This window comes from Delftia tsuruhatensis NBRC 16741, assembly GCF_001571325.1.
In the GTDB taxonomy this organism is placed as follows: Bacteria; Pseudomonadota; Gammaproteobacteria; order Burkholderiales; family Burkholderiaceae_C; genus Comamonas; species Comamonas tsuruhatensis.
The window spans coordinates 164,970-189,667 of the sequence record NZ_BCTO01000023.1 but is presented as its reverse complement, the minus strand read 5'-3'; the positions used below and the strand labels follow the sequence as shown (position 1 = coordinate 189,667).

21 protein-coding genes are annotated in these 24,698 nt (G+C 69.5%); 11 read left to right on the top strand and 10 right to left on the bottom strand.

Annotated elements, in window-relative coordinates; translation table 11 throughout:
• Positions 1 to 3: 3 nt before the first annotated feature.
• The gene (locus DTS01S_RS12325) at positions 4 to 693 is read right to left on the bottom strand and encodes a GntR family transcriptional regulator (RefSeq protein WP_012204897.1); all 690 of its coding nucleotides are present in this window, start codon (positions 691 to 693) and stop codon (positions 4 to 6) included.
• A 158-nt stretch (positions 694 to 851) separates the two neighbouring features.
• Between DTS01S_RS12325 and DTS01S_RS12320 the strand changes: the two genes are divergently transcribed.
• The 4 genes from DTS01S_RS12320 (at position 852) to DTS01S_RS12305 (ending at position 5,383) form a co-directional block, all read left to right on the top strand.
• The gene (locus DTS01S_RS12320) at positions 852 to 2,093 is read left to right on the top strand and encodes a pyridoxal-phosphate-dependent aminotransferase family protein (RefSeq protein ID WP_012204896.1); all 1,242 of its coding nucleotides are present in this window, start codon (positions 852 to 854) and stop codon (positions 2,091 to 2,093) included.
• 105 nt (positions 2,094 to 2,198) lie between these two features.
• Complete coding sequence (locus DTS01S_RS12315) at positions 2,199 to 3,239, top strand: Bug family tripartite tricarboxylate transporter substrate binding protein (RefSeq protein WP_061287796.1); 1,041 nt, start codon at positions 2,199 to 2,201, stop codon at positions 3,237 to 3,239.
• A gap of 11 nt (positions 3,240 to 3,250) precedes the next feature.
• A complete protein-coding gene (locus tag DTS01S_RS12310; protein ID WP_082774906.1) occupies positions 3,251 to 3,847 on the top strand; it encodes a tripartite tricarboxylate transporter TctB family protein in 597 nt (198 codons plus the stop codon).
• 27 nt (positions 3,848 to 3,874) lie between these two features.
• Positions 3,875 to 5,383: a tripartite tricarboxylate transporter permease gene (locus DTS01S_RS12305; RefSeq protein WP_061287795.1), complete on the top strand. Its 1,509-nt coding sequence runs from the start codon at positions 3,875 to 3,877 to the stop codon at positions 5,381 to 5,383.
• A gap of 10 nt (positions 5,384 to 5,393) precedes the next feature.
• Here the strand turns inward: DTS01S_RS12305 and DTS01S_RS12300 are convergent, their stop codons facing one another.
• The 7 genes from DTS01S_RS12300 to DTS01S_RS12270 form a co-directional block, all read right to left on the bottom strand.
• On the bottom strand, positions 5,394 to 6,611 hold the full coding sequence (locus DTS01S_RS12300; RefSeq protein WP_061287794.1) for a Fic family protein: 1,218 nt from the start codon (positions 6,609 to 6,611) through the stop codon (positions 5,394 to 5,396).
• A 94-nt stretch (positions 6,612 to 6,705) separates the two neighbouring features.
• Complete coding sequence (locus DTS01S_RS12295) at positions 6,706 to 7,749, bottom strand: transporter (protein WP_046987663.1); 1,044 nt, start codon at positions 7,747 to 7,749, stop codon at positions 6,706 to 6,708.
• A 167-nt stretch (positions 7,750 to 7,916) separates the two neighbouring features.
• Positions 7,917 to 8,534, bottom strand: coding sequence for a hypothetical protein (locus tag DTS01S_RS12290; protein WP_016448183.1), 618 nt, complete (start codon positions 8,532 to 8,534; stop codon positions 7,917 to 7,919).
• 133 nt (positions 8,535 to 8,667) lie between these two features.
• Positions 8,668 to 9,399, bottom strand: a complete 732-nt coding sequence (pdeM, locus tag DTS01S_RS12285; RefSeq protein WP_034347934.1) for a ligase-associated DNA damage response endonuclease PdeM — start codon at positions 9,397 to 9,399, stop codon at positions 8,668 to 8,670.
• A 16-nt stretch (positions 9,400 to 9,415) separates the two neighbouring features.
• A complete protein-coding gene (locus DTS01S_RS12280; protein WP_061287822.1) occupies positions 9,416 to 12,301 on the bottom strand; it encodes a ligase-associated DNA damage response DEXH box helicase in 2,886 nt (961 codons plus the stop codon).
• Between the two features lie 22 nt (positions 12,302 to 12,323).
• A complete protein-coding gene (locus DTS01S_RS12275; protein WP_061287793.1) occupies positions 12,324 to 14,015 on the bottom strand; it encodes an ATP-dependent DNA ligase in 1,692 nt (563 codons plus the stop codon).
• The gene (locus tag DTS01S_RS12270) at positions 14,012 to 15,052 is read right to left on the bottom strand and encodes a ligase-associated DNA damage response exonuclease (RefSeq protein ID WP_017404396.1); all 1,041 of its coding nucleotides are present in this window, start codon (positions 15,050 to 15,052) and stop codon (positions 14,012 to 14,014) included. The genes DTS01S_RS12275 and DTS01S_RS12270 overlap by 4 nt, the downstream gene beginning before the upstream one ends.
• Before the next feature lie 224 nt (positions 15,053 to 15,276).
• Between DTS01S_RS12270 and DTS01S_RS12265 the strand changes: the two genes are divergently transcribed.
• From DTS01S_RS12265 to DTS01S_RS12240, 6 genes are all read left to right on the top strand, one after another.
• A complete protein-coding gene (locus tag DTS01S_RS12265) occupies positions 15,277 to 15,540 on the top strand; it encodes a DUF2789 domain-containing protein (RefSeq protein ID WP_017404395.1) in 264 nt (87 codons plus the stop codon).
• Between the two features lie 193 nt (positions 15,541 to 15,733).
• Complete coding sequence (locus DTS01S_RS12260; RefSeq protein ID WP_016448189.1) at positions 15,734 to 16,966, top strand: SpoIIE family protein phosphatase; 1,233 nt, start codon at positions 15,734 to 15,736, stop codon at positions 16,964 to 16,966.
• Positions 16,967 to 16,975: 9 nt separating this feature from the next.
• On the top strand, positions 16,976 to 17,548 hold the full coding sequence (locus tag DTS01S_RS12255; RefSeq protein WP_016448190.1) for a SiaB family protein kinase: 573 nt from the start codon (positions 16,976 to 16,978) through the stop codon (positions 17,546 to 17,548).
• 84 nt (positions 17,549 to 17,632) lie between these two features.
• Positions 17,633 to 18,034 (top strand): DUF1987 domain-containing protein, encoded by a 402-nt coding sequence (locus tag DTS01S_RS12250; RefSeq protein ID WP_016448191.1) that lies wholly within the window; start codon positions 17,633 to 17,635, stop codon positions 18,032 to 18,034.
• The gene (locus DTS01S_RS12245; RefSeq protein ID WP_016448192.1) at positions 18,034 to 18,792 is read left to right on the top strand and encodes a GGDEF domain-containing protein; all 759 of its coding nucleotides are present in this window, start codon (positions 18,034 to 18,036) and stop codon (positions 18,790 to 18,792) included. The genes DTS01S_RS12250 and DTS01S_RS12245 overlap by 1 nt, the downstream gene beginning before the upstream one ends.
• Positions 18,793 to 18,820: 28 nt before the next feature.
• The gene (locus tag DTS01S_RS12240) at positions 18,821 to 21,097 is read left to right on the top strand and encodes a putative bifunctional diguanylate cyclase/phosphodiesterase (protein ID WP_061287792.1); all 2,277 of its coding nucleotides are present in this window, start codon (positions 18,821 to 18,823) and stop codon (positions 21,095 to 21,097) included.
• Positions 21,098 to 21,129: 32 nt separating this feature from the next.
• On the opposite strand, the gene DTS01S_RS12235 is transcribed toward DTS01S_RS12240, so the two are convergent.
• Positions 21,130 to 22,302, bottom strand: a complete 1,173-nt coding sequence (locus DTS01S_RS12235) for an MFS transporter (protein ID WP_061287791.1) — start codon at positions 22,300 to 22,302, stop codon at positions 21,130 to 21,132.
• Entirely contained in the window at positions 22,299 to 23,540 is a 1,242-nt protein-coding gene (locus DTS01S_RS12230) for a serine hydrolase domain-containing protein (protein ID WP_061287790.1), read from the bottom strand. The genes DTS01S_RS12235 and DTS01S_RS12230 overlap by 4 nt, the downstream gene beginning before the upstream one ends.
• A 116-nt stretch (positions 23,541 to 23,656) precedes the next feature.
• Here DTS01S_RS12230 and DTS01S_RS12225 point away from each other — a divergent pair, with 116 nt between their 5' ends.
• Positions 23,657 to 24,628 (top strand): LysR family transcriptional regulator, encoded by a 972-nt coding sequence (locus DTS01S_RS12225; RefSeq protein WP_016448196.1) that lies wholly within the window; start codon positions 23,657 to 23,659, stop codon positions 24,626 to 24,628.
• The last annotated feature ends 70 nt before the right edge of the window (positions 24,629 to 24,698 follow it).

Genomic DNA, 24,698 nt, shown 5'->3' with positions numbered 1-24,698 from the left:
CTCTCATTCGTTCATGGTTCGTGGGTAGATCTGGCCTGCCTTGAGCAGGGCGATGACGGTGTCGCGCTTGTGCTCCAGGTGGGCCACCAGCACCTGGCGCAGCGCGGCGGCGTCGCGCGCCTGCAGCGCTTCCAGCATGCGTTCGTGCTCCTGGACGGCGCGCTTCCACTTGGCCGCGTCCTGGTTGGTGCGAAAGCGCAGCGACTGCACGCGGGCGTTGATGCGGCCATAGGTCTCGGCCAGCACGGGGTTGGCGGCGGCGCGGTTGATGGCCGAGTGGATCAGCGCATTGAGCCGGTAGTAGCCGGACAGGTCCTGGCGCGCATGGCTGGCCAGCATCTCGAAGTGCAGGGCGCGCACCTCGGCCAGTTGCTGCTCGCTGATGCGCTGCGCGGCCAGCTCGCCCGACATGCCCTCCAGCCCCGCCAGCACCTCGAAGGTCTGCAGCACATCGGCCTCGCCCAGGCGCACGGCCACGGCGCCGCGGTTGGGCACCAGGTCCACCAGCCCTTCGGAGGCCAGCAGCTTGATGGCCTCGCGCAGCGGCGTGCGCGAGACGCGCAGCTGCTCGCACAGCGCGCGCTCGTTGAGCTTGGCGCCGGGCGGTATGCGCCCTTCCACCAGCCAGGTGCGCAGCCGCGCCGCCACCTGGTCATGCAGGGCAAGCCGCGAAATCTCGATGATCTCCGCCATGGATTCTCCTGGTCGAATGAATTTTGCATTCATTTTTACGCAGGCATTTCTCAAGGCATTCATGGTTATCACCAAGGCATTTATGAATTTTGAATGCAAAAATTCGCAAACACCCTCCCCCGCAGACCGACCTGGCATTTCCTTGAAAGGGACGCACCATGCTCACGCTCGACAACCATCCCACGGGCCGCCACTTCCTCCAGATCCCCGGCCCCAGCCCGGTTCCCGACCGCATCCTGCGGGCCATGAGCCTGCCCACCATCGACCACCGGGGGCCGGAGTTCGGCCAGCTCGGCCTCAAGGTGCTGGCCGGCATCCAGCAGGTCTTCAAGACCCGGCATCCGGTGGTGATCTATCCGGCCTCCGGCACGGGCGCCTGGGAGGCGGCCCTGATCAACACGCTCAGCCCTGGCGACCATGTGCTGATGTTCGAGACCGGCCACTTCGCCTCGCTGTGGCAGAAGATGGCCACGCGCCTGGGCCTGTCCACCGAGTTCCTGTCCTATGGCGGCTCCGACGAGCATCTGCCCCAGGCGCCGGGCTGGCGCCATGGCGTGCAGGCCGGGCTGATCGAGGCACGGCTGCGCAAGGACACGGAGCGCCGGATCCGCGCCGTGTGCGTGGTGCACAACGAGACCTCCACGGGCGTGACCTCGGACATCGCCGCCGTGCGCCGCGCCATCGACGCGGCGGGCCACCCGGCCCTGCTGCTGGTGGACACCATCTCGGGCCTGGCCAGCGCCGACTACCGCCATGACGAATGGGGCGTGGACGTGACCATCAGCGGCTCGCAAAAGGGCCTGATGCTGCCGCCCGGCATCAGCTTCAACGCCCTGTCGCCACGTGCGCTGGAGGCCGCCAAAAGCGCGAAGCTGCCCAAGTCGTTCTGGGCCTGGGACGAGATCGTGGAGATGAACCAGACCGGCTACTGGCCCTACACGCCCAACACCAACCTGCTGTACGCCCTGTCCGAATCGCTGGACATGCTGCTGGCCGAAGGGCTGGACACGGTGTTTGCGCGCCACCAGCGCTGGGCGGCCGGCGTGCGCGCCGCCGTCCAGGCCTGGGGCCTGCCCATCCAGTGCGCCGATCCGCAGGTCTACTCGCCCGTGCTCACCGGCGTGATCACGCCCGAGGGCGTGGATGCCGACGCCCTGCGCCGCCTGATCCACACGCGCTTCGACCTGTCGCTGGGCGCGGGCCTGGGCAAGCTCAAGGGCCGCATGTTCCGCATGGGCCACCTGGGCGACAGCAACGATCTCACGCTGCTGGCCATGGTGGCGGGCGTGGAGATGGGGCTGAAGCTGTCCGGCATCCGTCTGGCCGGCAGCGGCGTGCAGGCGTCCATGGACTACTTCGCTGCCCACGCCGCAGCCGGTGCGCTGCGCAAGGCCGCCTGAACCCATCGGCCCCGCGCCGAAAACCCTTGGCAGAGCCGGAGCACATGGCTCGCCCCCTTGATCGTGGATTGCACCAATACCAGGAAATAACAGGAGACAAGAGACATGACATCGCCCCGCAACCGCCTGGCGGCAACTGCCGTCGCCACCCTCGCCGCCACCGCCCTCTGCGCCCTCTCAGCCCCTGCCGCCTGGGCGCAATGGAAGCCCGCCAAGTCCGTCGAACTCGTCGTGCCGTTTTCGGCCGGCGGCGCCTCGGACCAGATGGCGCGCGTGATCCAGGCCATCGTCACCAAGCACAAGCTGATCGAGCAGCCCGTGGTCATCCTCAACAAGGCCGGTGCCTCAGGCGCCGAGGGCATTCTGGATGTCAAGGCCTCGGCGCGCGACCCGCACAAGCTGCTGGTGGCCTCCACGGCCATCTTCACCCTGCCCATGGCCACGGCCCTGCCCTTCCAGTGGCGCGACCTGAATCCCGTGGCCATGATTGCCCAGGACCAGTTCGTGCTCTGGGTCAATGCCGAGACCGGCTACCAGACGCCCGCCGACTACCTGGCCGCCGCGCGGCAGGCCGGCGGCAAGTTCAAGATGGGCGGCACCAGTTCCAAGCGCGAGGACCAGATCATCACCGCCAACATGGAACAGGCCGCCGGCGTGAAGTTCACCTACATCCCCTACAAGGGCGGCGGCGAGGCCAGCACCCAGCTGGTGGGCAAGCACATCGACTCCAACGTCAACAACCCCAGCGAGTCCATGGCGCAGTGGCGCGCGGGCCAGGTGCGGGCGCTGTGCGTGTTCGACACGCAGCGCATCGAGTACACGGCCAAGGTCACGGGTAGCCAGGCGCTGTCGGACATCCCCACCTGCAGGGAGCAGGGCCTGGATGTGCAATACACCATGCTGCGCGGCTTCTTCCTGCCGCCCGGCACCACGCCCGAGCAGGCGCAGTTCTATGCGGGCGTGATGCGCAAGATCGTGGACACGCTCGAGTGGAAGGAGTACCTGGAGAAAAACGCGCTCAAGCCCGAGTACATGACGGGGCAGGCCTTCGTGGACTTCCTGGCCAAGGACGAGACGCGCCACCTCGACATCATGAAGAAGGCCGGTTTCCTGTCGGCCAGCGTGGCCGCCGCCGCAGCCAAGTGAGGGGCCGCGCCATGGACACCGCCATCCACCTTGCCCCGCCCTCCTCCAATGCAGCGGCAGCAGCGGCAGCAGCAGCCCCGGCCCAGCCCTCCAGCGCGGCCACCGAATCCATCCCCGCCACCGAAGCCCAGGCCCCCGGCCTGTCCCGCCGCCATGTGGAGTACGGAGTGGCCGCCGTGCTGCTGGCGCTGGCCGTGCTCGTGGTCTGGGACAACCAGCGCATTGGCGCGGGCTGGGGCGACACCGGCCCGCAGGCCGGCTACTTCCCGCTGCGCGTGGGCGCCGTGCTGGGCATCTGCGCCATCGCCGTCTTCGTGCAGGCGCTGCGCAGCCGCAGCCAGGAGCAGTTCGCCAGCTGGCTGCAGCTCAAGCGCGTGGCCCAGGTGCTGCTGCCGCTGACGGCCTACATCGCCGTGATCGCGCCGCTGGGCATCTACGCGGCCTCGGTGCTGTTCATCACGGGCTTCATGGTGTTTGCGGGCCGTTATCCCTGGTGGAAGGCCGTGGCGCTGTCGGGCTTCACCAGCGTGCTGCTGTTCTACGTCTTCGAGATCCAGTTCAAGGTGCCCCTGCCCAAGGGTCCGCTTGAAGCCTGGCTCGGCTATTGACCCCTGTCGCCGCCACGGAGCAACACCATGGACGAACTCCAATACCTTGCCCACGGCTTCGCGGCCGTCACCACCTGGCAGAACACGGGGCTGATGCTCACGGGCATCCTGCTGGGCATCGTCGTCGGCGTGCTGCCGGGCCTGGGCGGCCCCAACGGCGTGGCCATCCTGCTGCCGCTGACCTTCGGCATGTCGCCCACCTCGGCCATCATCCTGCTGTCGTGCATCTACTGGGGGGCGCTGTTCGGCGGCGCCATCACCTCGGTGCTGTTCAACATCCCGGGCGAGGCCTGGTCGGTGGCCACCACCTTCGACGGCTATCCCATGGCCCAGCAGGGGCACGCGGGGGCCGCGCTGACCACGGCCTTCACGGGCTCGTTCATCGGCGCCATCTCGGGCGTGATGCTGATCACCTTCCTGGCGCCGGTCGTGGCCTCGTTCGCGCTGCAGTTCGGGCCGCCGGAGTTCTTTGCGGTCTTCTTCCTGACGTTTTGCTCCTTCATCGGCATGGGCAAGGAGCCCAAGGCCAAGATCGTGGCCGCCATGGCCGTGGGCCTGCTGCTGGCAGCCGTGGGCATGGACACCATCTCGGGCGACCTGCGCATGACCTTCGGCTCCACGGAGCTGCTGCGCGGCTTTGATTTCCTGGTGGTGGTGATCGGCATGTTCGGCATCAGCGAGATCCTGATGACCATCGAGGAAGGCCTGGCCTTCAAGGGCAAGAAGGCCTCCATCGACCTCAAGGTGGTGTTCAGGACCTGGGCCCGGCTGCCGCGCTACTGGCTGACCATGCTGCGCTCGGCCCTGGTGGGCTGCTGGATGGGCGTGACGCCGGGCGGCGCCGTGGCGGCCAGCTTCATGGGCTACGGGCTGGCCAAGAAGTTCTCGCGCGACCCCGACAGCTTCGGCAAGGGCAACCCCGAAGGCGTGCTCGCCCCCGAGACCGCCGCCCACGCGGCCGGCACCTCGGCCCTGCTGCCGATGCTGGCCCTGGGCATTCCGGGCTCGGCCACGGCGGCCGTGCTGCTGGGCGGGCTGATGATCTGGGGGCTGCAGCCCGGCCCGCTGCTGTTCACCGAGCAAAAGGACTTCGTCTGGGGCCTGATCGCCAGCATGTACCTGGGCAACATCGCCGGCCTGGTCATCGTCATGGCCACCGTGCCGCTGTTCGCCGCCATCCTGCGCGTGCCGTTTTCCATCGTCGCGCCCATGATCCTCATGGTCTGCGCCATCGGCGCCTTCACCGTGCACGGCAATGCCACGGACATCTGGCTCATGCTGGTCTTCGGCGTGGTCGGCTACGTGTTCAAGAAGCTGGACTATCCACTGGCGCCCATGGTGCTGGCCATCGTGCTGGGCGACCGAATGGAAGACGCCTTCCGCCAGAGCATGCTCTCCAGCCAGGGCGAGCTGGGCATCTTCTGGCACAACGGCCTGTCGGGCACCATCACCACGCTGGCCCTGCTGATGCTGGTGTGGCCGCTGCTGGGCAGGCTGCGGGCGATGGCGTTCGGGGCGAGGGCTGTGGCGGCCTGAGAGGAGCCGTCTACAGCGAGTCAGCCTCCGCTTCCGGCCAGAGGCGGGGGAAGTAAAAACGCAGGGCGTGCAGCGGCACGCCCAGGCGCACTCTTCCATACGGTGAATCCGTCTCCAGCAGGCCGCGCTTGAGCAGTGCCGATACCTGGGCGGTGGCCAGCCGGTCACCCAACCCCAGCATGGCCTTGAAGTCGGCCCGATCCATCTCCGCCTGGGCCGCAAAAAGATAGTGCAATGCGCGCAATGCCTCGCTGCGCACGCCTTGGCGCACCACCCGTTCCTCATAGGCAAGGCATGCCGCCATGCGTTCCTTCATGCCGTCCAGCGACAGAAGTCCCTCCATGAAGCTCACTTGGTCCATGCACAGTTCCAGCACGTATGCGATCCAGTCGATCAACCCCAGTTCGGTCAGATTGCCACGGCCATCAAGGTCACCACGGCGCGGCTCGTCTGCGGCGGCAAGCAAGGCGTAATAGCGCTCCTGCGACCGTGCGAACCCCCTCAGGGGGGACCACAGACCATTGCTCAGGCCCATGTGGGTTAGTACGAGATGTGAATGCAGCCGGGCCACGCGCCCGTTGCCGTCCCGGAACGGATGGATCCAGGCCAGGCGCTGGTGCGCAGCGGCCATGGCCACCAACTGCAACTCGCCACGGCGCACGCCTGAGTAGAAGCTCGACCAGCGGTCCAGAAAAAATGGCAACTGCCCCGCTGCAGGCGCCGCATGCCTGCCCACGCTAACCTCCCGCGTGCGCCATCGACCCGGCTCGATGGCATCGTCGCCAAGGGCGCCGGCCTCCAGATCGGCCTGGGGCAGACGGGCGAAGAGATCCTGGTGGATATCGGCCAGCATCTGGGGGGTCCAGACCTGCGCATTCGTCCATTGCGTGGACCTGTACTCCAGTTGCTCTTCAGTGGCCATGTGCGCCAGCGCCAATCGCTGACGGCGGGCCTGATCTTCGTCCTGCGCATAGTCGTTGTGCAGGGCGCGCTCGATATCCAGCGGAAAGGTGTGCTGCCCCTCGATCCTGTTCGAGTAATACGAGTTCATGGCCCGAAGCAGCCGGCGCAGGCCTGGCAATGTGTCTGGTCGGAAGCGGCCGGCCAGCCGCTCACCCAACCTGATCAGGTCATGGGAGAGCTCCAGCAAAGGGCCCAGCTTGTGTTCCCCCGGCAGCAGCGGCTCCATCTGGGCAGGATGGTCGTAGAGCAGGAATTCTTGCGACATTGATCACCTATATAAGCAGCTGATTTATATAGATGAAATCCGTTTGGTGCGAGATATTTTGCGAGTTCTTCTGCAAGATTCCCTGACACGTCCCCTAGTCCCTGTACCGCTTCTTGCGAAACGCCAGCCAGGCGGCGATGACGGTGAAGGCGATCACGATGGACACCACGATCCAGAAGCCGTGCTCGTGCTCTGCCAGCGGTATGCCGCCCACGTTCATGCCGAACAGGCCGGCCAGGATGTTGATGGGCAGGGCCAGCACGGTGACCACGGTCAGCACGAAGAGGCTGTTGCTGTTGTCCTCGTTCACGGCGGCGGCCACTTCTTCCTGCAGCAGCTTGATGCGGTCCTGCAGGGTCTGCATGTCGCGCAGCATGAGCGAGAACTCCTCGCTCGCTGCGGCCAGGCCGCGCCGGTCTTCCTCGCCCATCCAGCCGGGGGGCTGCTGCAGCAGGCGGAACAGCGCGGCGGGCTCGGGCGCCAGCAGGCGCTGAAGGCGCACCAGCAGGCGGCGCAGCCGGCCCAGGTGGGCGCGCGGATGGTGGTAGCGCTGGGCCAGGATGGCGTCCTCGATGTCGTCCACGCGCGCCGTGGTCTCGCGCACCACCTTGACCAGCACATCGGCCTGGGTGCGCATCAGGTGCTCCAGCAGCTCGGCCGTGCTGGCGGGGCTGTCGCCGCGGCGCACGGCGTCGCGCAGGGCATCGACAGAGCGCAGCGGCTGGGTGCGCGCGGTGATGACCAGGCGCTCGTCCAGGCAGATCCACAGCGTGGCGATGTCGGCCGAATCGAAGTTGAACTCGAAGTTCACATCGTTGAGCACGGCGACCAGGCTGTCGTCGGCGCGCTCGATGCGCGTGGAGGTCAGGCCCTCGCGCAGGGCGGCATAGAACACGTCGGGCAGGCCCGCATGGCGCTGCAGCCAGCGCAGGGACTGGGTGTGGGTCAGGTTGAAGTGCAGCCACAGGAAATCGCGCCGGCCCGCATCGGACCGGGCTGCGGCATCGGCCAGCCACTGCGCGGCGGATGGCGCCGTCACGGCCTGCACGCACTGCCGTGTGTCACTGAAGAAGCGCCAGCCGCAGATCAGGCCTGCGTCTTCGTGGGCCTGTGCCAGGGGGGAGGCTGCATCGGTCATGGGGAGGAGGAAGCACCTGCGGAAGTGGCCTGCGCGGGCCGGGCAAGTGCGGGATTCTTGGCTGCGTCCATGACAGGGATGTGACAGCCGTCATCAGGGTGTCATGCACAGGCCCTTGCGTCCCCTCACCGCCCCTTCTCCGCCCCTCCCCTTGCCGCGACCCTGCATCAGCACATCACGACGTTCTCCAGCGAGAACGAGAAGGGGCGGGAATTCGCCCCCGAGCCGCCGCCGCGCATCACGATGTCGGCACGGGAGATGCCCAGCAGGGAGATTTCGGTGTTCATCTGGGAGACGATGGCCGAGTTCATGATCTGGCCCTGCTGGATGTGCGAGGCCACGCCGATCCAGATGCTGGGCTTGAATTCGAAGACGGCCTTTTGCCGGGGGGCAATCGCGGTCTTGACGGCCAGCAGCCTGCCGTCCTTGTAGCAGCTGGCGTTGATGGCGCCTTGGGGCAGCGCGTTGAGCACCTGCACTTCCTTGGAGCTGGCGCCGTAGCCTGCGGGCGCCAGGCGATCGCCGGCGGTGGACGGCGCCATCTGGAACTGCTGGCCGTACTGCGCCTCCAGCTGCGGCGTGCAGTTGCCATGGCTGTCGCTGGCGCCGACCTGCAGGCCCAGCGGAAAGGTGAACGGATGGTTGTCGCCCTGTCCGCAGTACTTGATGACGCGCCAGGCCACGGCAGGCGCATCGAGGTCGCTGGCGACGTTCTTCTGGAAGATGACGATCTGCGGGTGGTTCGCGTCGTTCGATTGGTTGAAGAAATTGAGTTGAACGCCCATGCATTCCTCCTGGTGGAACGAAAAGCGCTGCGGCATCCCCGGGCACTGCCTGCTGTCCCGCCACGCTTGCTGCGGGAGTCACTGTAGGGAACAACGGCCTTGCGGAGAATTACGCCCGATTACATCCCTGGGCTCACCCAGGCACGGCCCAGACCCGGTCCGCGCCCACGGCAAAGAGCTGGCGGCCTGGCTCGGGCGGCAGGCTGGCCATGCCGGTGAACAGGCCGAAGGCGGGCAGCAGGGTAAAGCCCGCGTGCACGGCAAAGCACGGCAGGCGCAGGGCGTCGCGGCCGGTGCCGCGCAGCACGATGGCGGGATGGACATGGCCGGCCAGCACATGCCAGGGCCGGGCCTGCTGCGCCTGCAGGTCCTGCGTTGGCGGCGGGGGGTGATGGCAGGCGGCGAACGGCCCCAGGTGCCAGGGCTCGTCCACGATGGCAAAGCCCAGCGCGGGCGGCGGATCGCCTGCGTGGCTGTCATGGTTGCCGCGCACCAGCACCAGTTCCACGGCCGCATGGCGGCTGCGCCAGCGGGCCAGTGCAGCCAGTACGGCAGGATTGCGTGCCTCGGCCGCGTGCAGGAAGTCGCCCAGCACCACGAGCCGCCGCACGGGCAGGCCCAGAAGAAGGGCCGACAGCCGCTCCAGGTTGCCCTGCGTGGTGCCCGCCGGCACGGGAATGCCGCGCGCGCGGAAGGTGGCGGCCTTGCCCAGGTGCAGGTCGGCGATGAACAGCGTGCCCTGGGCGGGCCACCACAGCGCATGCTGGGCCAGCAGGTGCACGGGCTCGCCGGCCAGGAACATGCCCAGGCTGCCGGCCAGGGCGTCGGGGGAAACAGGACTTGGCAACGGTGCGTGGCCTTTCATCAGCGGTGCAATGGTTCTACAGCAGCGGCAAGGGCCGCGAGGGCTTGCGCACGCGGCGCGGGCGGCGGCTGGCGGCATCGGCCTCGGGGCCGTCGGTGGCCTGCAGCGAGAAATCCAGCGTGCGGCGCACGGCGGCCGTGTCCTCGTCCACGGCGGGGGGCTGGTCTGCCTTGGGTTTTTTCCGTGGACGCAGCGGCGGATCGGGCGGGACCAGGTCCTGCGTGCGCGGCTCGCTGGCTGCACCGCCGGCGTCTGCCGCCTCGTGCAGCTGGGCCAGCATGCGCGCGATGCGGTCGGCCAGGTGCTCGTTGGTGAGCTTTTCGCGAAAGCGCTCCACCATGAGCGGGAAGGCAAACGGGCTGGGACGGCGCAGCGCGCTCACCACCAGCGTCTGCGCCTGCATGCGGCGCAACGCGGCCAGCAGCTGGGCGACATCGAGTTCCTGGCTCAGCACTTCCTCGTCGGCCTGGCGCAGCAGCAGGTTGCTGTCGTCGTACTTGCGAAAGACCTCGAAGAACAGCTGTGACGAGGCCTGCAGCTGGCGCGCACTGCGGCGCTCGCCCGGGTGGCTCTGGAAGATCAGGCCCGAGACGCGGGCGATCTCGCGGAAGCGCCGCCGCGCCATCTCGGTGGCGTTGAGGCTGGCCAGCACTTCGTGCAGCAGGGCATGGCGGGCGTGATGGGCGTCCTCACCCGCCAGGTGGGCATCGTCGGCGGCCTGGTCCCAGTGGCGGTCCGCATTGGCGGTGTTGCGCGTGGCGACCGCCTGGCTGGCGGACACGCGCCCGGGCACTGCCACGGCCTGCACCGGCTCGGCGCGCAGCAGTTCGGGCAGCATGGCGGCCCAGTCACGCTCGGTGGCGCTCAGCAGCTCCAGCCCGTAGTCGTTGACGGCGATGGAGAAGGTGCCCGTCTCGCCCTGGGCGGCGCGCCAGGCCAGCAGGCTGGCCAGGCCCATATGGGCATGGCGGCCTGCAAACGGATAGAGAAACAGGTGCCAGCCTTCGCGTGTGCGCAGGGTTTCGGCCAGCAGCGTGGCGGGCGTGGGCAGGGCCGACCAGCGCTGCTGCACTTCCAGCAGGGGGCGCACGCAGCGCAGCTCGGGCGAGTGGTAGTCGCCCGCCGCCGCCAGCGCCAATTGCTGCACCACGAAGTCGGCCAGCACGGTGGACAGCGGCATGCGCGCGCCGGCCCAGCGCGGCACGGTGGGCCGCGTTCTCGCGGCGCGGCGCACGTAGGCGGTCATGTCCTCGATGCGCACCAGCTCCAGCACCTGGCCCGCGAAGACAAAGGCATCGCCGGGCGACAGGCGCGACAGAAAGCTCTCTTCCATGCTGCCCAGCCGCGCGCCATGCAGGATCTGCACGCTCATGCTGGCATCGCTGACGATGGTGCCGATGTTGGCGCGGTGCCTGCGCGCCAGCCGCGCATCGGGCATGCGCCAGATGCCCTGTTCATCGGGCCGCACGCGCTGGTAGTCGGGATAGGCGGCCAGCGAGGGGCCGCCGCGGTGCACGAAGTCCAGGCACCACTGCCAGACCGCAGGCGCCAGCCCGGCATAGGCGATGGTGCGGCGCACTTCGGCATACAGCTCATCGGGCACGAAGCCGCCGCCCAGGGCCACGGTGGCCAGGTGCTGCACCAGCACGTCGGCGGGCTGGCGGGGGCTGGCGCGCATTTCCACCTGCTGCGCGCGCACGGCGGCGCGGGCGGCGGCCGCTTCCACCAGCTCCAGGCTGTGCGTGGGCACCAGGGTGATGCGCGAGGGCCGGCCCGGCGCATGGCCCGAGCGGCCCGCGCGCTGCAGCAGCCGCGCGATGCCCTTGGCCGAGCCGATCTGCAGCACGCGCTCCACGGGCAGGAAGTCCACGCCCAGGTCCAGGCTGCTGGTGCAGACCACGGCCTTGAGCGTGCCGGCCTTGAGCCCGGCCTCCACCCATTCGCGCACACCCCGGTCCAGAGAGCCATGGTGGATGGCCAGCAGGCCGGCCCAGTCGGGCCGGGCCTCCAGCAGCGCCTTGTACCAAAGCTCGGCCTGCGAGCGCACATTCACAAAGACCAGGGTGGAGCCGGCCGTCGCCTCCAGCTCGCGCACCACCGCCGGCAGCATGGCCAGGCCCAGGTGGCCGGCCCAGGAAAAGCGCTCGGGCCGGTCGGGCAGCAGGGTGTCCACCACCAGGCGCTTGTCCACCTGGCCCTGGACCAATACGCCGGGCCGCGGCTGGCCATGGTCGTCCAGGCCCAGCAGGGTCTGCATGGCCTCGTCCAGATTGCCCAGCGTGGCCGACATGCCCCAGACGCACAGCTGCGGGCTCCAGCCGCGCAGCCGCGCCAGGGCCAGCTGCAGTTGCACGCCGCGCTTGTTGCCCAGCAGCTCGTGCCATTCATCGGCCACCACCAGGCGCACGGAGCCCAGCAGCTCGCGCGCATCGGCGCGCGCCAGCAGCAGGGACAGGCTCTCGGGCGTAGTGACCAGCACGGTGGGCAGCTGGCGCGACTGCGCGCTGCGCTCGGCGCTTCCCGTATCGCCCGTGCGTGCGCCCACGGTCCAGCGCGCCAGCGCGGGATGGCCCTGGGCCAGCGCCTGCAGGGGCGTCTGCAGCGCCTTGAGCGTGTCGGCCGCCAGGGCGCGCATGGGCGTGATCCACAGCACGGTGAGCGGTGCGGAGGCCGGTTTTCGTTTTCCGGTGTGCGCCGGCATCGGGGTTTGCGGCGGGCCCGCAAGGGCCTGCAGCGCGCCCAGCCAGACCGCATAGGTCTTGCCCGCGCCCGTGGTGGCGTGCAGCAGGCCGCTGTGGCCCTGGGCCAGCGCCTTCCACACGGCGCGCTGGAAGGCAAAGGGCTTCCAGCCCCGTGCGGCAAGCCAGGCGGTGGCGAGGGGGTGGGGGGAACGGGTGGCCATGGCGCGGTGCGTCAAGGGTGGGTCACGGGTCGGAGTGCGGCAGCAGGGCCGCCAGCGTGTCGATGGAGTCGGCCTCCTGCACAGGCTTGTCCTCGCGCCAGCGCAGCATGCGCGGAAAGCGCACGGCGATGCCGCTCTTGTGGCGTGCGCTGCGTGCAATGCCCTCGAAGCCCAGCTCGAACACCAGGGTGGGCCGCACGCTGCGCACGGGGCCGAAGCTCTCCACCGTGGTCTTGCGGATGACGGCGTCCACGCGCGCCATTTCGGCATCGGTCAGGCCCGAATAGGCCTTGGCGAAGGGCACGAGGGCGCGGCCCTCGGTGCCGGGCGGCGCGTTCCAGACGGCAAAGGTGTAGTCGCTGTAGAGGCTGGCGCGACGGCCATGGCCGCGCTGTGCGTAGATGAGCACGGCGTCCACGCTCAGCGGATCGATCTTCCACTTCCACCACACGCCGCTGTCCTTGGTGCGGCCCACGCCGTAGGCGGCATCGCGGGCCTTGAGCATCATGCCCTCCACACCCAGGGAGCGGGCCTGCTCGCGAAGTTCGGCCAGGGCCTGCCAGCTGTCGCCTGCCAGCACGGGGCTGGGCAGCAGCGCCGGGTGCGCCACCAGGGCCACCAGCCGTTCCAGCCTTGCGCGCCGTTCATGCTGGGGCAAGGCGCGCAGGTCCTGGCCGCCCTCCTCCAGCAGGTCATAGGCCAGCAGCACCACGGGCAGCTCGCGCAGCAGCTTGGGGCCCAGGGTCTTGCGGCCTATGCGCTTTTGCAGGTCGGCAAAGGGGCGCACATGGGCGGGCGCCTCGCCCTGCTGCTCGGCCCAGACGACGATCTCGCCGTCGATCACGGTGCCCGCAGGCAAGGCATCGCCCATGGCCTGCAGCTCGGGGAAGCGCTCGCTCACCAGTTCCTCGCCGCGCGACCAGATCCAGGTGCCCAGCGCGTCACCGCTGCCGCGCCGCACGATCTGGGCGCGTATGCCGTCCCATTTCCACTCCACCACCCATTGGGACGGCGGGCCGAGCACGGCGTCGAACTGCTCCAGCGGCAACTGCAGCGGATGGGCCAGGAAGAAGGGATAGGGGTGGCCACGGGCTTCGCCCGAATGCGCGTCATCGCCCTCCTCCTCGCCTGCCACCAGCCGCAGGTAGTCGGCCGCCCCGGGCCGCGCGCCGATGTGGGTGTAGCCCATGAGCCGCTGGGCTATGCGCTTGGCATCCACGCCGCTGACGGCCGCCAGCGCCTGCGTGACCTGCAGCCGCGACACGCCGACCCGGAAGGCCCCCGTGATCAGCTTGAAGTAGACCAGCCGCTCATCGGCCGCCAGCCGCGCCCATTGCATGCGCAGCGTGTCCGCCATCGCCTCGGGCGCCATGCCGCGCAGCGGCAGCAGGTGGTCCGTGACCCAGGCGGCCAGGCCCAGGTCGTGCACGTCACCGGGCGGCGGCAGCAGCAGCGCAATGGTTTCGGCCAGGTCGCCCACGGCCTCGTAGCTTTCGTCGAACAGCCATTCGGGCAGGCCGGCCGCCTCGCGCGCCAGCTCCTTCAAGACCTTGGTGGGCACCAGCTGGCGCGGCTTGCCGCCGGCCAGGAAATAGACGGCCCAGGCCGCATCGGCAGGCGCTGCGGCGCGCAGATAGGCCTGCAGCGCGGCCTGCTTGTCACGGCTGGCGGTGCTGGCGTCCAGCGCGCGGTAGAGGGCGGCGAAGTCCTTCATGGGGCGGGCGCCTCATCCGGTGCAGCCTGGGCGGCGGCAGCCTCGTCCTCATCGCCGTATTCGGTCTGGAAGGCCTGGGCGTCCAGGCCCTGCTCGCGCAGCCAGCGCACCAGCACGGCCACGCTGCCGTGGGTGACGAAGACCCGCTCGGCGCCCGTGGCGCCAATGGCGTATTGCAGGCCGGGCCAGTCGGCATGGTCGGACATGACGAAGCCGCGGTCCACGCCACGGCGGCGGCGCGTGCCGCGCAGCTGCATCCAGCCGCTGGCAAAGGCATCGGCATGGCCGGGAAAGCGGCGCATCCACGGCGTGCCCTGCGCCGAGGGCGGCGCCAGCACCAGTGCGGTCTTGAGCCGTTGTGCATCCACGCCGGGGTCGGTGACGCGCAGCGTGGGCGGCAGGTCCACGCCCGCTGCGCGGTACACGGCATTGAGCGGCTCCACCGCGCCGTGCACGACGATGGGGCCGATGCCGCTGTCCACCCCGTGCAGGATGCGCTGGGCCTTGCCAAAGGCATAGCACAGCAGCACCGAGGGCCGGCCCTGGGCCGCGTTGGCCTGCCACCAGGCGTTGATGTCGGCCATGAGCTCGGGCTGGCGGGGCCAGCGGTAGATGGGCAGGCCGAAGGTGGATTCGGTGATGAAGGTGTCGCAGCGCACGGGCTCGAAGGGGGTGCAGGTGCCGTCGGCCTCGGTCTTGTAGTCGCCCGAGGCCACCCAGACCTGGCCGCCATGCTCCAGCCGCACCTGGGCCGATCCGAGCACATGGCCGGCCGGGTGCAGGGAGATGCGCACGCCGTGGTGATCGATGGCTTCGCCATACGGCAGGGTCTGCAGCGTGATGTCCGCGCCCAGCCGTGCGCGCAGCACGCCTGCGCTGTCGTCATGGGCCAGGTAATGGGCGTGGCCGGCGCGCGCATGGTCGGAGTGGCCATGCGTGATCACGGCCCGCTCCACGGGCCGCCAGGGGTCGATGTAGAAGTCGCCGGCCGCGCAGTACAGGCCTTCGGGGCGGGCCACGATCAGGTCGGCGGGCATGCGGGATCGGGGAAAGCAGTGCTCATGTCCCCATGCTAGTGGGGCAGTCGATGGGCGCGCGCTGGCCCGGAGCGCGGCAGGCTGTCAGCCTGCACCTACCCGCGCTGCCATGCTGCCGCAACTGGCCTGCGGCGCCCTGCAAATCGGGGAAGATAGCGCCCTGGCCCCTTCCTGCAGCCGGCCCGCCGGCTCCTTTTGATCCCACACGCACCGAACACGCCTCCATGAACAACTCCGTCGTCCGCATGTCCAATCTCTTCCTGCAGCTGGGCCTGGATGCCAGCGACCAGGCCATTGCCGACTTCATCCGCGCCCACCAGCTGGCCGCCGATGTGGATGTGGTGGATGCGCCCTACTGGAGCGATGCGCAGCGCCAGTTCCTGGCCGAGCAGCTCAAGGCCGATGCGTCGTGGTCCATCGTCGTGGACCAGCTCAGCGAGTCGCTGCACGAGGACGCCGTCAGGCGGCGCGCCGAAGGCCTGAGCTGAAGCGAGGCTGCCTGTCCACCCCGGTGGCCTGCATGGACGGCAGCCCCAGGCCGCGAACGGCCATGCCGCGCCAGGACGAAGGCTGTCGGCTCACAGTCCTCCAAAGAGGTGCCTGCCCCTCAGGCCCATCCGCGTCACAAAACTGAAACAGGGAGATCGTAACATTCCCTAACAATTTTGCGATGTGCATTCCATGGATGAGTCCCGCGCCTACCTGAGCGATTCCCGGCCCCGTTTCCGCCCACCCAGCGCCGCGGACCTGTGCACCCCCGTACCCTGCATGACCGCCGACGAGACCAACGAGAAGGTGCTCGAGGTCTTCACGCGCCACCGCGATCTGGCCAGCCTGCCCGTGGTGGAGGGCGACCGCCCCATCGGCCTGATCAACCGCAGCATCTTCCTGTCGCAGTTCAGCAAGCCGTTTCGCATGGAGCTGTACGGCAAGAAGAGCTGCATCGCCTTCATGGACAAGGAGCCGCTGGTGGTCGATGCCTCCACCGACATCGACACCCTGACCGTGAAGACCGTGGAGTACGGTGAAAAGGCGCTGACCGACGGCTTCATCATCACGCGCGGCGGCCTGTTCGCCGGCGTGGGCCACGGCCTGCAGCTGATGCGTGCGGTGGCGGACATGCAGGTGGCGCGCAACCGCCAGATCATGCACAGCATCGAATACGCCAGCGTGATCCAGCAGTCGCTGCTGCGCAGCTCGCGCGAGGCCCTGGCACGCGCCTGCCCCGGCGCCGACCTGGTCTGGGAGCCGCGCGACGTGGTCGGCGGCGACTTCTACCAGTTCAGCCAGGACGGCGATGGCTGGTTTGCCACCGTGGCCGATTGCACGGGCCACGGCGTGCCCGGCGCCTTCATGACGCTGATCGCCACCAGCAGCCTGGGCCAGGCCATCAAGGAACACGGCCCGCGCGACCCGGCCGCGCTGCTGGGCCATGTGAACCGCAGCGTCAAGCAGATGCTGGGCCAGCTCGACGGCAAGGACGGCACGCCGGGCTCGGACGACGGGCTGGACGCGGCCTGCTTCTGGTTCGAGCCCGCGCACCGGCGCCTGCGCTTTGCAGGCGCGCGCCTGTCGCTGTTCCTGCTGCGCCCCGGCGCCGAGGCGGTGGAGGTGGTGGACGGCCAGCGCAAGGGCGTGGGCTATGTGGACAGCGAATTCGACTTCGCCTGGAACAACATCGACCTGGAGCTGCCCGCAGGCACCCTGGTCTTCACCACCACCGACGGCCTGATCGACCAGGTCGGCGGCCCGCGCGGCATCACCTTCGGCAAGAAGCGCCTGCGCGAGCTGCTGCTGGAGCAGGCCGGCCGCACGCCCGCCGAGATCAACCGCGCCCTGCTGGACGCCCTGCAGGCCTGGCAAGGCGAGCACCACCGCCGTGACGACCTGACCTTCTTCTGCTTCAGAACCTGAATGCCTCCCATGCCCCAAGCACAGATCGCCGACAAGTACGGCAGCTTCTTCCACCTGGCGCGCCAGCACCAGGTGATCTTCTACTACGTGGGCTACTTCTCGCAGAACATCGTCGCGGCCATGGCCGAGGCCGTGCGGCTGCAGCTGGAAGTGGCCGGCGTGCCCGGCCCCACGCGGCGCAAGCTGTTCTCGTCCTTCGTGGAGATGGCGCAGAACATCATCCATTACTCGGCCGATGCACTGACCCCGCCCCACCAGGACGATGGCGAGCTGCGCCACGGCGCGGTCTGCATCCGCCGCGAGGACGACGGCAGCTTCGTGCTGCTGTGCGCCAACCCCATCGAGCCCGGCATGGGCGAGGCGCTGCGCGCCAAGCTCGACGCCCTGCGCAGCATGACCCTGGACGAGATCAAGAAGGCCTGCCGCCAGTCGCTGCGCGACGACGCGCCCGAAGGCAGCAAGGGCGCGGGCATGGGTTTCCTGACCCTGGCCCGCGATGCGCGCGAGCCGCTGCAGTTCGACTTCGATCCCGCCCAGACCGTGGACGGTCGTCCCGTCTTCTACCTGAAAGCCACGCTCTGAGCCGCACCGGCCAGCCAGGAACGCTCCGGCACCGGACCTGGACAGGCCGGGCGCGCAGGCACGGACAACGCACCGAGATCACGCATGGACAACCTCTACATCGCTCCGACCCCCAGCTCCCCGGAAGTGGACTTCCGGTTCGACACGCACACGCTGCACCTGCGTGGCGAGTCCTATCCGGAGAACGCCGCCGCCTTCTATGGCGGCATCCTCACCCGCCTGCAGGACTACCTGGCCCTGGCGCAGCCCGCGCAGCAGCAGGCACCGATCCAGGTGCACATCGCGCTGGCCTACTTCAACAGCTCCAGCACCAAGATGCTGTTCAACCTCATCGAGGCGCTGAGCGAGGCCGCCGAGGCCGGCCGCACCGTGGCCCTGCACTGGTACTACGACGAGGAAGACGACACCATCTGCGAATTCGGCGAGGAGCTGCGCGACGACTTTGCCGCCATTGCCTTCACCGGCCATCCCGTGAAGGCCGCGTGATGGACACCGTGGCAGCACCCGCCGCCTGCGCCGCTCCTGCAGATCTTTTCGATGCCGAGCACCGGGCCCTGCTGGCGGCCCGCGCGGCCCACGAGCTGGGTGAGGAAGCCGGCGCCCGGGCCTGCCACCAGGCCCTGGGCGCGCTGCTGGCCGCCTATGACCGCCTGCTGCGCGAAACGCGCCGGCTGGTGCGCCGCAGCGACCGCGCCGAGCTGGAGATGACCCAGCTCAACCAGCGCCTGCAGGAGCTGGCCGGCGAGCTGGAGTACCGCGCCACGCACGACCCGCTGACCGGCGTGCTCAACCGCGCGGCCATCATCGAGCGCGTGAACCGCCACTTCACCCAGCAGGGCCTGGCCCTGATCGTGCTGGACATAGACCACTTCAAGCGCGTGAACGACAGCTTCGGCCACCCCGTGGGCGACAGCGTGATCCTGGGCGTGGTGCGCTGCCTCAAGGCCGCCGTGCCGGACACGGCCCACATCGGCCGCGTGGGCGGCGAGGAATTCACCGTGCTGCTGCCCCAGCACGACAGCGACGGCGCCGTGCGGGTGGCCGAGCAGGTGCGCGCCGCCATCGAGGCCCATCCCTTCGGCCTGCCCGACGCCAGCTGCATCACGGCCAGCTTCGGCGTGAGCTGGCGCCCGAGCGGCGGCCGCTTCGACGAGGCCTACAGCCTGGCCGACGAGGCCCTGTACGCCGCCAAGCGCAGCGGGCGCAACCAGGTCGTGCGCGCGGCAGACCATGCCACGGCCTGAGCGGCGCGGACACAGACAGGGCTGAGGCATGAGTTTCGTGATGCGCGCACGGGCGCCCAGGGCGCCCGCCCCTGCTTCCGCCCTCCTGCAGCCGGCTCTGCAGCCGCCCCCGCCATCGCCCGTGCCCGGGCCTGAATGGCGGGTACTGATCGTGGACAGCGACCCCGATGTGCACGCCGCCTTCCGCCTGGCGCTGGAAGGCCACAGCCTGTTCGGCCGGCCGCTGGTGTTCCTCTACGCCCGCTCCGGCACGCAGGCACGCAACCTGCTGCGCAGCGAGCAGGACCTGGCCGTGGTGGTGCTCGACGCCGTGACCGACGGCACGGGCGCCGGCCTGGACCTGGTGGACTTCATCCGCTACACGGCCGGCCTGCGCAACAGCCGCATCGTGCTGCGCACCGGCCGCCCGGGCCAGGCGCCCGATCTGGAAACCCTGCTGCGCTACGACATCAACGACTGCCGCACCAAGACCGAACTCACGCCCGACCGCCTGCTGGCCATCGTGGTGACCGCCGTGCGCTCCTACGAGCAGCTGTGCGCCATCGAGGCCAACCGCCGCAGCCTGGAGCTGATGGTGCGCTCCAGCGCCTCGCTGCTGGAGGAAACCAACCTGCACGCCTTCGCACGCGGCGTGATCACCCAGCTGGCCACCTTGCTGGGCGTGGCCAGCGAAGGCCTGGTCTGCTCGGAGGGCACGCACCCGGCCGAGCCCTACCGCGTGCTCGCGGCCACGGGGCCATTCGCCCGGCTCATCGACCAGCCCATCGCCACCGTGCTGGCCTCGCGCGGGCTGCGCCTGCTGCGCCAGGCGCTGCAGACCCGCCGCAACATCTATGGCGTGCAGCGCGGCGTGGCCCTGTACATAGGCCGGGGCGACGAGCAGGACATGGCCGTGTTCATCGACGCGCCGGCCTCGCACAGCGCACTGGACCGCCAGCTGCTCGAAGTCTTCTGCGCCAACTTGCGCACGCTGCTGCACAACCGCGGCCTGCTGGAGCGCCTGCACCAGTCCGCCTACTTCGACCCCCTGGTCTGCCTGCCCAACCGCGCCCACTTCGTGGAAAAAGTGGACGAATGCGTGTGGCGCGGCACGCAGGACCATGTGCTGGCCCTGGTGGACATCGACGACTTCAGCGCCACCAACGACGTGATGGGCCACCGCTTCGGCGACCGCCTGCTCGAAGCCATGGCCCGCCGCCTGGCCGGCGCCCTGCCCGCCGGCGTGCTGCTGGCGCGCGTGGGCTCGGACACCTTCGGCATCCTGGGCCCCACAAGGGAAGTGGCACTGGGCCAGCTGCTTGACTGCGCGCGCCAGCCCCTGGCCGTGGACGGCGTGCCGCACAAGGTCTCGCTGACCTGCGGCTACGTGCACCTGCCCCGTGAACGCCAGGCCGGCACCGACCTGGTCAAGGACGCCACCATCGCCCTCAAGCGCGCCAAGCGCGACCACCGGGGCCAGCTGCTGGAGTACTCCGAGCACATGGGTATGGAGGCACGCGACCGCGCCCTGCTGCTGTCCGACCTGCGCGCCGCCATCGACGGCGCCCAGCTCTTCCTGGTCTACCAGCCCCAGGTGGACCTGGAAACCCATGCCCTGGTCGGCCTGGAGGCCCTGCTGCGCTGGCCACGGCAGGACGGCAGCTTCGTGCCGCCCGACCGCTTTATTCCCGTGGCCGAGCATTCGGGCCTCATCGTGCCGCTGGGCCAATGGGTGCTGGCCACGGCCTGCCGTACCATGCGCGAACTGCTGGACGCCGGCCGCGCGCCCAGGCGCATGGCCGTCAACGTCTCCACCGTGCAGCTGCAGGACCCGGGCTTCCTGCAGACGGTGCGCCATGCCCTGGCCGAGCACGGCCTGCAGGGCGCGCAGCTGGAGCTGGAGATCACCGAGTCGGTGGCCGTGCTGCCCACCCAGCTGCTGCAGGCCACGCTCAGCGCCCTGCGCACGCTGGGCGTGACCATTGCCATCGACGACTTCGGCACCGGCTACTCCTCGCTGAGCTACCTGGAGCGCCTGCCGCTGGACCGCATCAAGATCGACCGCAGCTTCGTGCGCCAGCTTGGCGAATCACAGGAGGCGCGCATCGCCGAAATGATCGCCCAGCTGGGCCGCAAGCTCGGCCTGCAGGTCCTGGCCGAAGGCATAGAGGACGCCAGCGCCTGGCAGGCCCTGCGCACCATGGGCTGCCAGGAGGGACAGGGCTATCACATTGCCCGGCCGATGGACAAGGGCCAGTTGCTGGGCTGGCTGGGCCAGCGCAATGAAGCGCTTCAGCGGCAGCCTGGCACCTCTGAGTTCCCCTGAGGCGGGCAGGCCGCGCCCTGCTCCCTCCCTACCTACCTGCACACCGCAGGAAACCCATGCCGCCTGGCCGCCCACACCACGGCCAGCGATGCGCCCAGCAGCACCAGCAGCACGGGCGTGAAGGCGCCCACGCCCATGCGCGCCAGCAGCAGGCCGCCCACGATGCCGCCGCCGGCAATCGCCAGGTTCCAGGCCGTGACCAGCATGGACTGCGCCACGTCGGCGGCCTCGCCCGCCGTGTGGGCAATGGCAGTCTGTAGCAGCGTGGCGGCGCCGCCAAAGGCCAGGCCCCAGACGGCCACCGCCGCATACACCAGGGCCGGCGCATCTGCGGCCACGCCCAGCATCAGCGTGGACAAGGCGAACAGCGCAATGCTGGCCAGCGTGAGCGCACGCAGGTGGCGGTCGATCAGCACGCCGGTGATCCAGATGCCCAGCACGGAGGTGGCGCCGAACACCAGCAGCACCAGGTCCGTGCGCGCGGCCATGCCCGCCACCGCCAGGAAGGGCGCGATATAGGTGTAGAGAATGTTGTGCGCCAGCACGAAGGCCAGCACCACGAACAGCACGGGGCGCACGCCCGCCAGGGTGAACACGCGCCGCAGCGGCAGGTGGCGGCCTGCCGCCTGCCCCGCGAAGTCGGGCAGGCGGGCGCGCACCCAGACCATGAGCGCCAGCGCCAGCACGCTCATGAGGCCGAAGCACAGCCGCCAGCCCACCCACTGGCCCAGCACGGTGCCGGCCGGCACGCCCAGCGACAGCGCCAGCGGCGTGCCCACCATGGCAATGGCGATGGCGCGGCCCTTGAGATGGCCGGGCACCATGCGTGCCGCGTAGCCGGCCAGCAGCGCCCAAAGCAGCCCGGCCGAGACCCCCGCCAGAAAGCGCGCCACCAGGGTCAGCGCAAAGTGCGTGGACAGAGCCGTGACCGTGTTGGCGACGACAAAGCCCGCGATCGCCGCCAGCAGCAGGGGGCGGCGGCGCATGCCCTGCGTGGCGGCCGTCAGCGGTATGGCGGCCACCAGGGAACCTATGGCGTAGAGGGTGACGGTCTGGCCCACCCAGGCCTCGGTCACGGCCAGGCCCTGGGCCATCTGCGGCAGCAGGCCGGCCGGCAGCGCCTCCGTCAATATGGTGATGAAGGCTGCCATGGCCAGCGCCAGCAGGGAGGCAACGGGCAGGCGGTCCTGGCTTGTTCCGTTCATTGCGGCTCTCCCGAAGCCCCGTGGACCTCACAAACCCCGTAGACCGCGTCGCGCAAATCGTTGACGAAGCGCCCCGACATGCCCTCGTACAAGGTGTTGGTGAAGGCCACGACACTGAGTTCCTGTGCCCGGTCCACGAACCAGGAATGCCCATAGGCCCCGCCCCAGCGCCAGGTGCCCGCCGACTCGGGCGACGCGGCCAGCGCCGGATCGCGCAGCACGGAAAAGCCCAGTCCGAAGCCGAACCCGGGCGCATCGGGCAGCTCCAGCCCGCCCGTCTGGTCGCGCGCCATCTCGGCGACCAGCGCGTCGGGCAGGAGCGTGCCGCCGCCCTGGCGCAGGGCCTCCAGCAGGCGCAGGAAGTCGCCGGCCGTGCCGGCCATGCCCGCCCCTCCCGAGGCAAAGGCCCGCGCATTGAAGATGCGGGCCGGGCTGAACGGGATGCCGATGGCGCCCTCGAAGGGCGACACGGTCTCGCCCTCGGCCAGAGGATGGGGCTGCGGCACATCGCTGACATAGGCCGTGGCCACGCGCCGTGCGGCCAGCGCATCGGTCACGGCAAAGCCGGTATCGGCCATGCCCAGCGGCCCGGCCACAAGGTCGCGCACGGCCTGCTCCAGCGGCCTGCCGTGCACCTGTTCGATGAGGGCGCCCAGCACATCGGTGGCCAGCGAGTAGCCCCAGGCCGTGCCAGGCTCGTACCGCAGCGGCACGCTGGCGATGCGGCGCAGGTTCTCCGCCAGGCTGATGCCCGAGCCATCCATGCCGTCCGATACACCGGCCAGCGCATAAGGGCCCTGTGCGTCGGCCTCGAAGAAGCGGTAGCCCAGCCCCGCCGTGTGGCTGAGAAGCTGCCGCGCGGTGATGCGCGCCGGCCGGCCATCGGCCAGCCGGGGCCGGAACTGCGGCAGCCAGCGGTCCACGCCCTCATCCAGACCGAGCCGGCCCTGCGCCACCAGCACCAGGGCCGCCGCCGAAACAATGGGCTTGCTCGCCGAGGCCAGGCGGAACACCGTGTCCACGGCCATGGGCAGGCCGCGCTCGCGGTCAGCCCAGCCGGCCGCCTGGCGGTGGACCAGGGCACCGCCACGCGCCACCAGCACCACGGCGCCGACCAGGCGCTGCGCCTCAAGCGCCTGCCGGACCACGGCCTGGATGCGGTCGGACAGGGGCGAGTTCAACGGGGCTGCAGGCAGCGCAGCGGGTGCAGCAGATGCCGCAGAAAGAGCAATCGTCATGGGGATTCCCGGGATCAATGAACAGGGTCCTGACGATAGAAAGCCCTCGATTAAAGAAAAAGTGGGGTAGATTTCCGGGTTATGCGGAGCTTTCTGTCCGCAATGAAGGAGTGGCCTTGGACAGCCTCAACGGTTTCCTGGTGTTCGTGCAGGTCGCCGAGACCCGCAGCTTCGTGGCGGCAGGCCGGCTGATGGGAGTCTCGGCATCGGCCATCGGCAAGAGCGTGGCGCGGCTGGAGGACCGGCTGGGCGTGCGCCTGTTCCACCGCAGCACGCGCAGCATCACGCTGACGGCCGAGGGCACGCTGTTCCTGGAGCGCAGCCGGCGCATCCTGGCCGAGATCGAGGCCGCGCAGCTGGAGCTGTCGCAGGCCAGCGCCGCGCCGCGTGGCCGGCTGCGGGTCAGCCTGCCCCTGGTCAGCTCGCTGGTGCTGCCGGTGCTGGGCGAGTTCATGCGCGCCTATCCCGAGATCGAGCTGGACCTGGACTTCACGGACCAGCTGGTGGATGTGATCGAGGAAGGCTTCGATGCCGTGGTGCGCACGGGCGCGCCCGCCGACTCCCGGCTGTCCGCGCGCCGGCTGGGCGCCTTCGGCTACCTGCTGGTGGCCTCGCCCGGCTATCTGGCGCAGCGCGGCACGCCCCGGGTGCCCGAGGATCTGCTGCAACACAGTTGCCTGCACTACCGCTACCCCCACAGCGGCAAGCTGGAGCCCTGGGTGCTGCGGCGCGCAGCGGGCGCGCCCGAGCTGCAACTGCCCACCTCCATGATCTGCAACAACATCGAAACCCGGCTGTGCTTTGCGCTGCAGGGCCTGGGCATCGCCTACCTGCCGGATTTTTCCATCCGCGAGCCGCTGGCCGACGGCCGGCTGCAGCCCGTGCTGGCGGACTGGATGGAGCACACCAATGTCTTCCACGTGCTGTGGCCCGCCAGCAGGCACCCCTCGCCCAAGCTGCGGGCACTGGTGGACTTCCTGTGCGCGCGGGTGTTTCCACAGGCGCAGCCCGGGCAGGTCCAGGACGCTGCCAGGACCGGGGCGCCCAAGACACCCAAGACACCCCAGACATCCGGGACGCGCGGATAGGCTGCGCGCCGGCTGCTGCCCTGACTTGCTGGCTATCGCGCAGGCCCCCATCTGAGTTAGCATGCTTATA

Coding starts and splice junctions, on each gene's coding strand:
- DTS01S_RS12320 (WP_012204896.1), top strand. CDS start 852: ATGCTCACGCTCGACAACCATCCCACGGGCCGCCACTTCCTCCAGATC.
- DTS01S_RS12260 (WP_016448189.1), top strand. CDS start 15,734: ATGGATGAGTCCCGCGCCTACCTGAGCGATTCCCGGCCCCGTTTCCGC.
- DTS01S_RS12310 (WP_082774906.1), top strand. CDS start 3,251: ATGGACACCGCCATCCACCTTGCCCCGCCCTCCTCCAATGCAGCGGCA.
- DTS01S_RS12280 (WP_061287822.1), bottom strand. CDS start 12,301: ATGGCCACCCGTTCCCCCCACCCCCTCGCCACCGCCTGGCTTGCCGCA.
- DTS01S_RS12230 (WP_061287790.1), bottom strand. CDS start 23,540: ATGACGATTGCTCTTTCTGCGGCATCTGCTGCACCCGCTGCGCTGCCT.
- DTS01S_RS12270 (WP_017404396.1), bottom strand. CDS start 15,052: ATGCCCGCCGACCTGATCGTGGCCCGCCCCGAAGGCCTGTACTGCGCG.
- DTS01S_RS12250 (WP_016448191.1), top strand. CDS start 17,633: ATGGACAACCTCTACATCGCTCCGACCCCCAGCTCCCCGGAAGTGGAC.
- DTS01S_RS12290 (WP_016448183.1), bottom strand. CDS start 8,534: ATGGGCGTTCAACTCAATTTCTTCAACCAATCGAACGACGCGAACCAC.
- DTS01S_RS12255 (WP_016448190.1), top strand. CDS start 16,976: ATGCCCCAAGCACAGATCGCCGACAAGTACGGCAGCTTCTTCCACCTG.
- pdeM (WP_034347934.1), bottom strand. CDS start 9,399: ATGAAAGGCCACGCACCGTTGCCAAGTCCTGTTTCCCCCGACGCCCTG.
- DTS01S_RS12265 (WP_017404395.1), top strand. CDS start 15,277: ATGAACAACTCCGTCGTCCGCATGTCCAATCTCTTCCTGCAGCTGGGC.
- DTS01S_RS12235 (WP_061287791.1), bottom strand. CDS start 22,302: ATGAACGGAACAAGCCAGGACCGCCTGCCCGTTGCCTCCCTGCTGGCG.
- DTS01S_RS12295 (WP_046987663.1), bottom strand. CDS start 7,749: ATGACCGATGCAGCCTCCCCCCTGGCACAGGCCCACGAAGACGCAGGC.
- DTS01S_RS12305 (WP_061287795.1), top strand. CDS start 3,875: ATGGACGAACTCCAATACCTTGCCCACGGCTTCGCGGCCGTCACCACC.
- DTS01S_RS12315 (WP_061287796.1), top strand. CDS start 2,199: ATGACATCGCCCCGCAACCGCCTGGCGGCAACTGCCGTCGCCACCCTC.
- DTS01S_RS12240 (WP_061287792.1), top strand. CDS start 18,821: ATGAGTTTCGTGATGCGCGCACGGGCGCCCAGGGCGCCCGCCCCTGCT.
- DTS01S_RS12300 (WP_061287794.1), bottom strand. CDS start 6,611: ATGTCGCAAGAATTCCTGCTCTACGACCATCCTGCCCAGATGGAGCCG.
- DTS01S_RS12275 (WP_061287793.1), bottom strand. CDS start 14,015: ATGAAGGACTTCGCCGCCCTCTACCGCGCGCTGGACGCCAGCACCGCC.
- DTS01S_RS12325 (WP_012204897.1), bottom strand. CDS start 693: ATGGCGGAGATCATCGAGATTTCGCGGCTTGCCCTGCATGACCAGGTG.
- DTS01S_RS12245 (WP_016448192.1), top strand. CDS start 18,034: ATGGACACCGTGGCAGCACCCGCCGCCTGCGCCGCTCCTGCAGATCTT.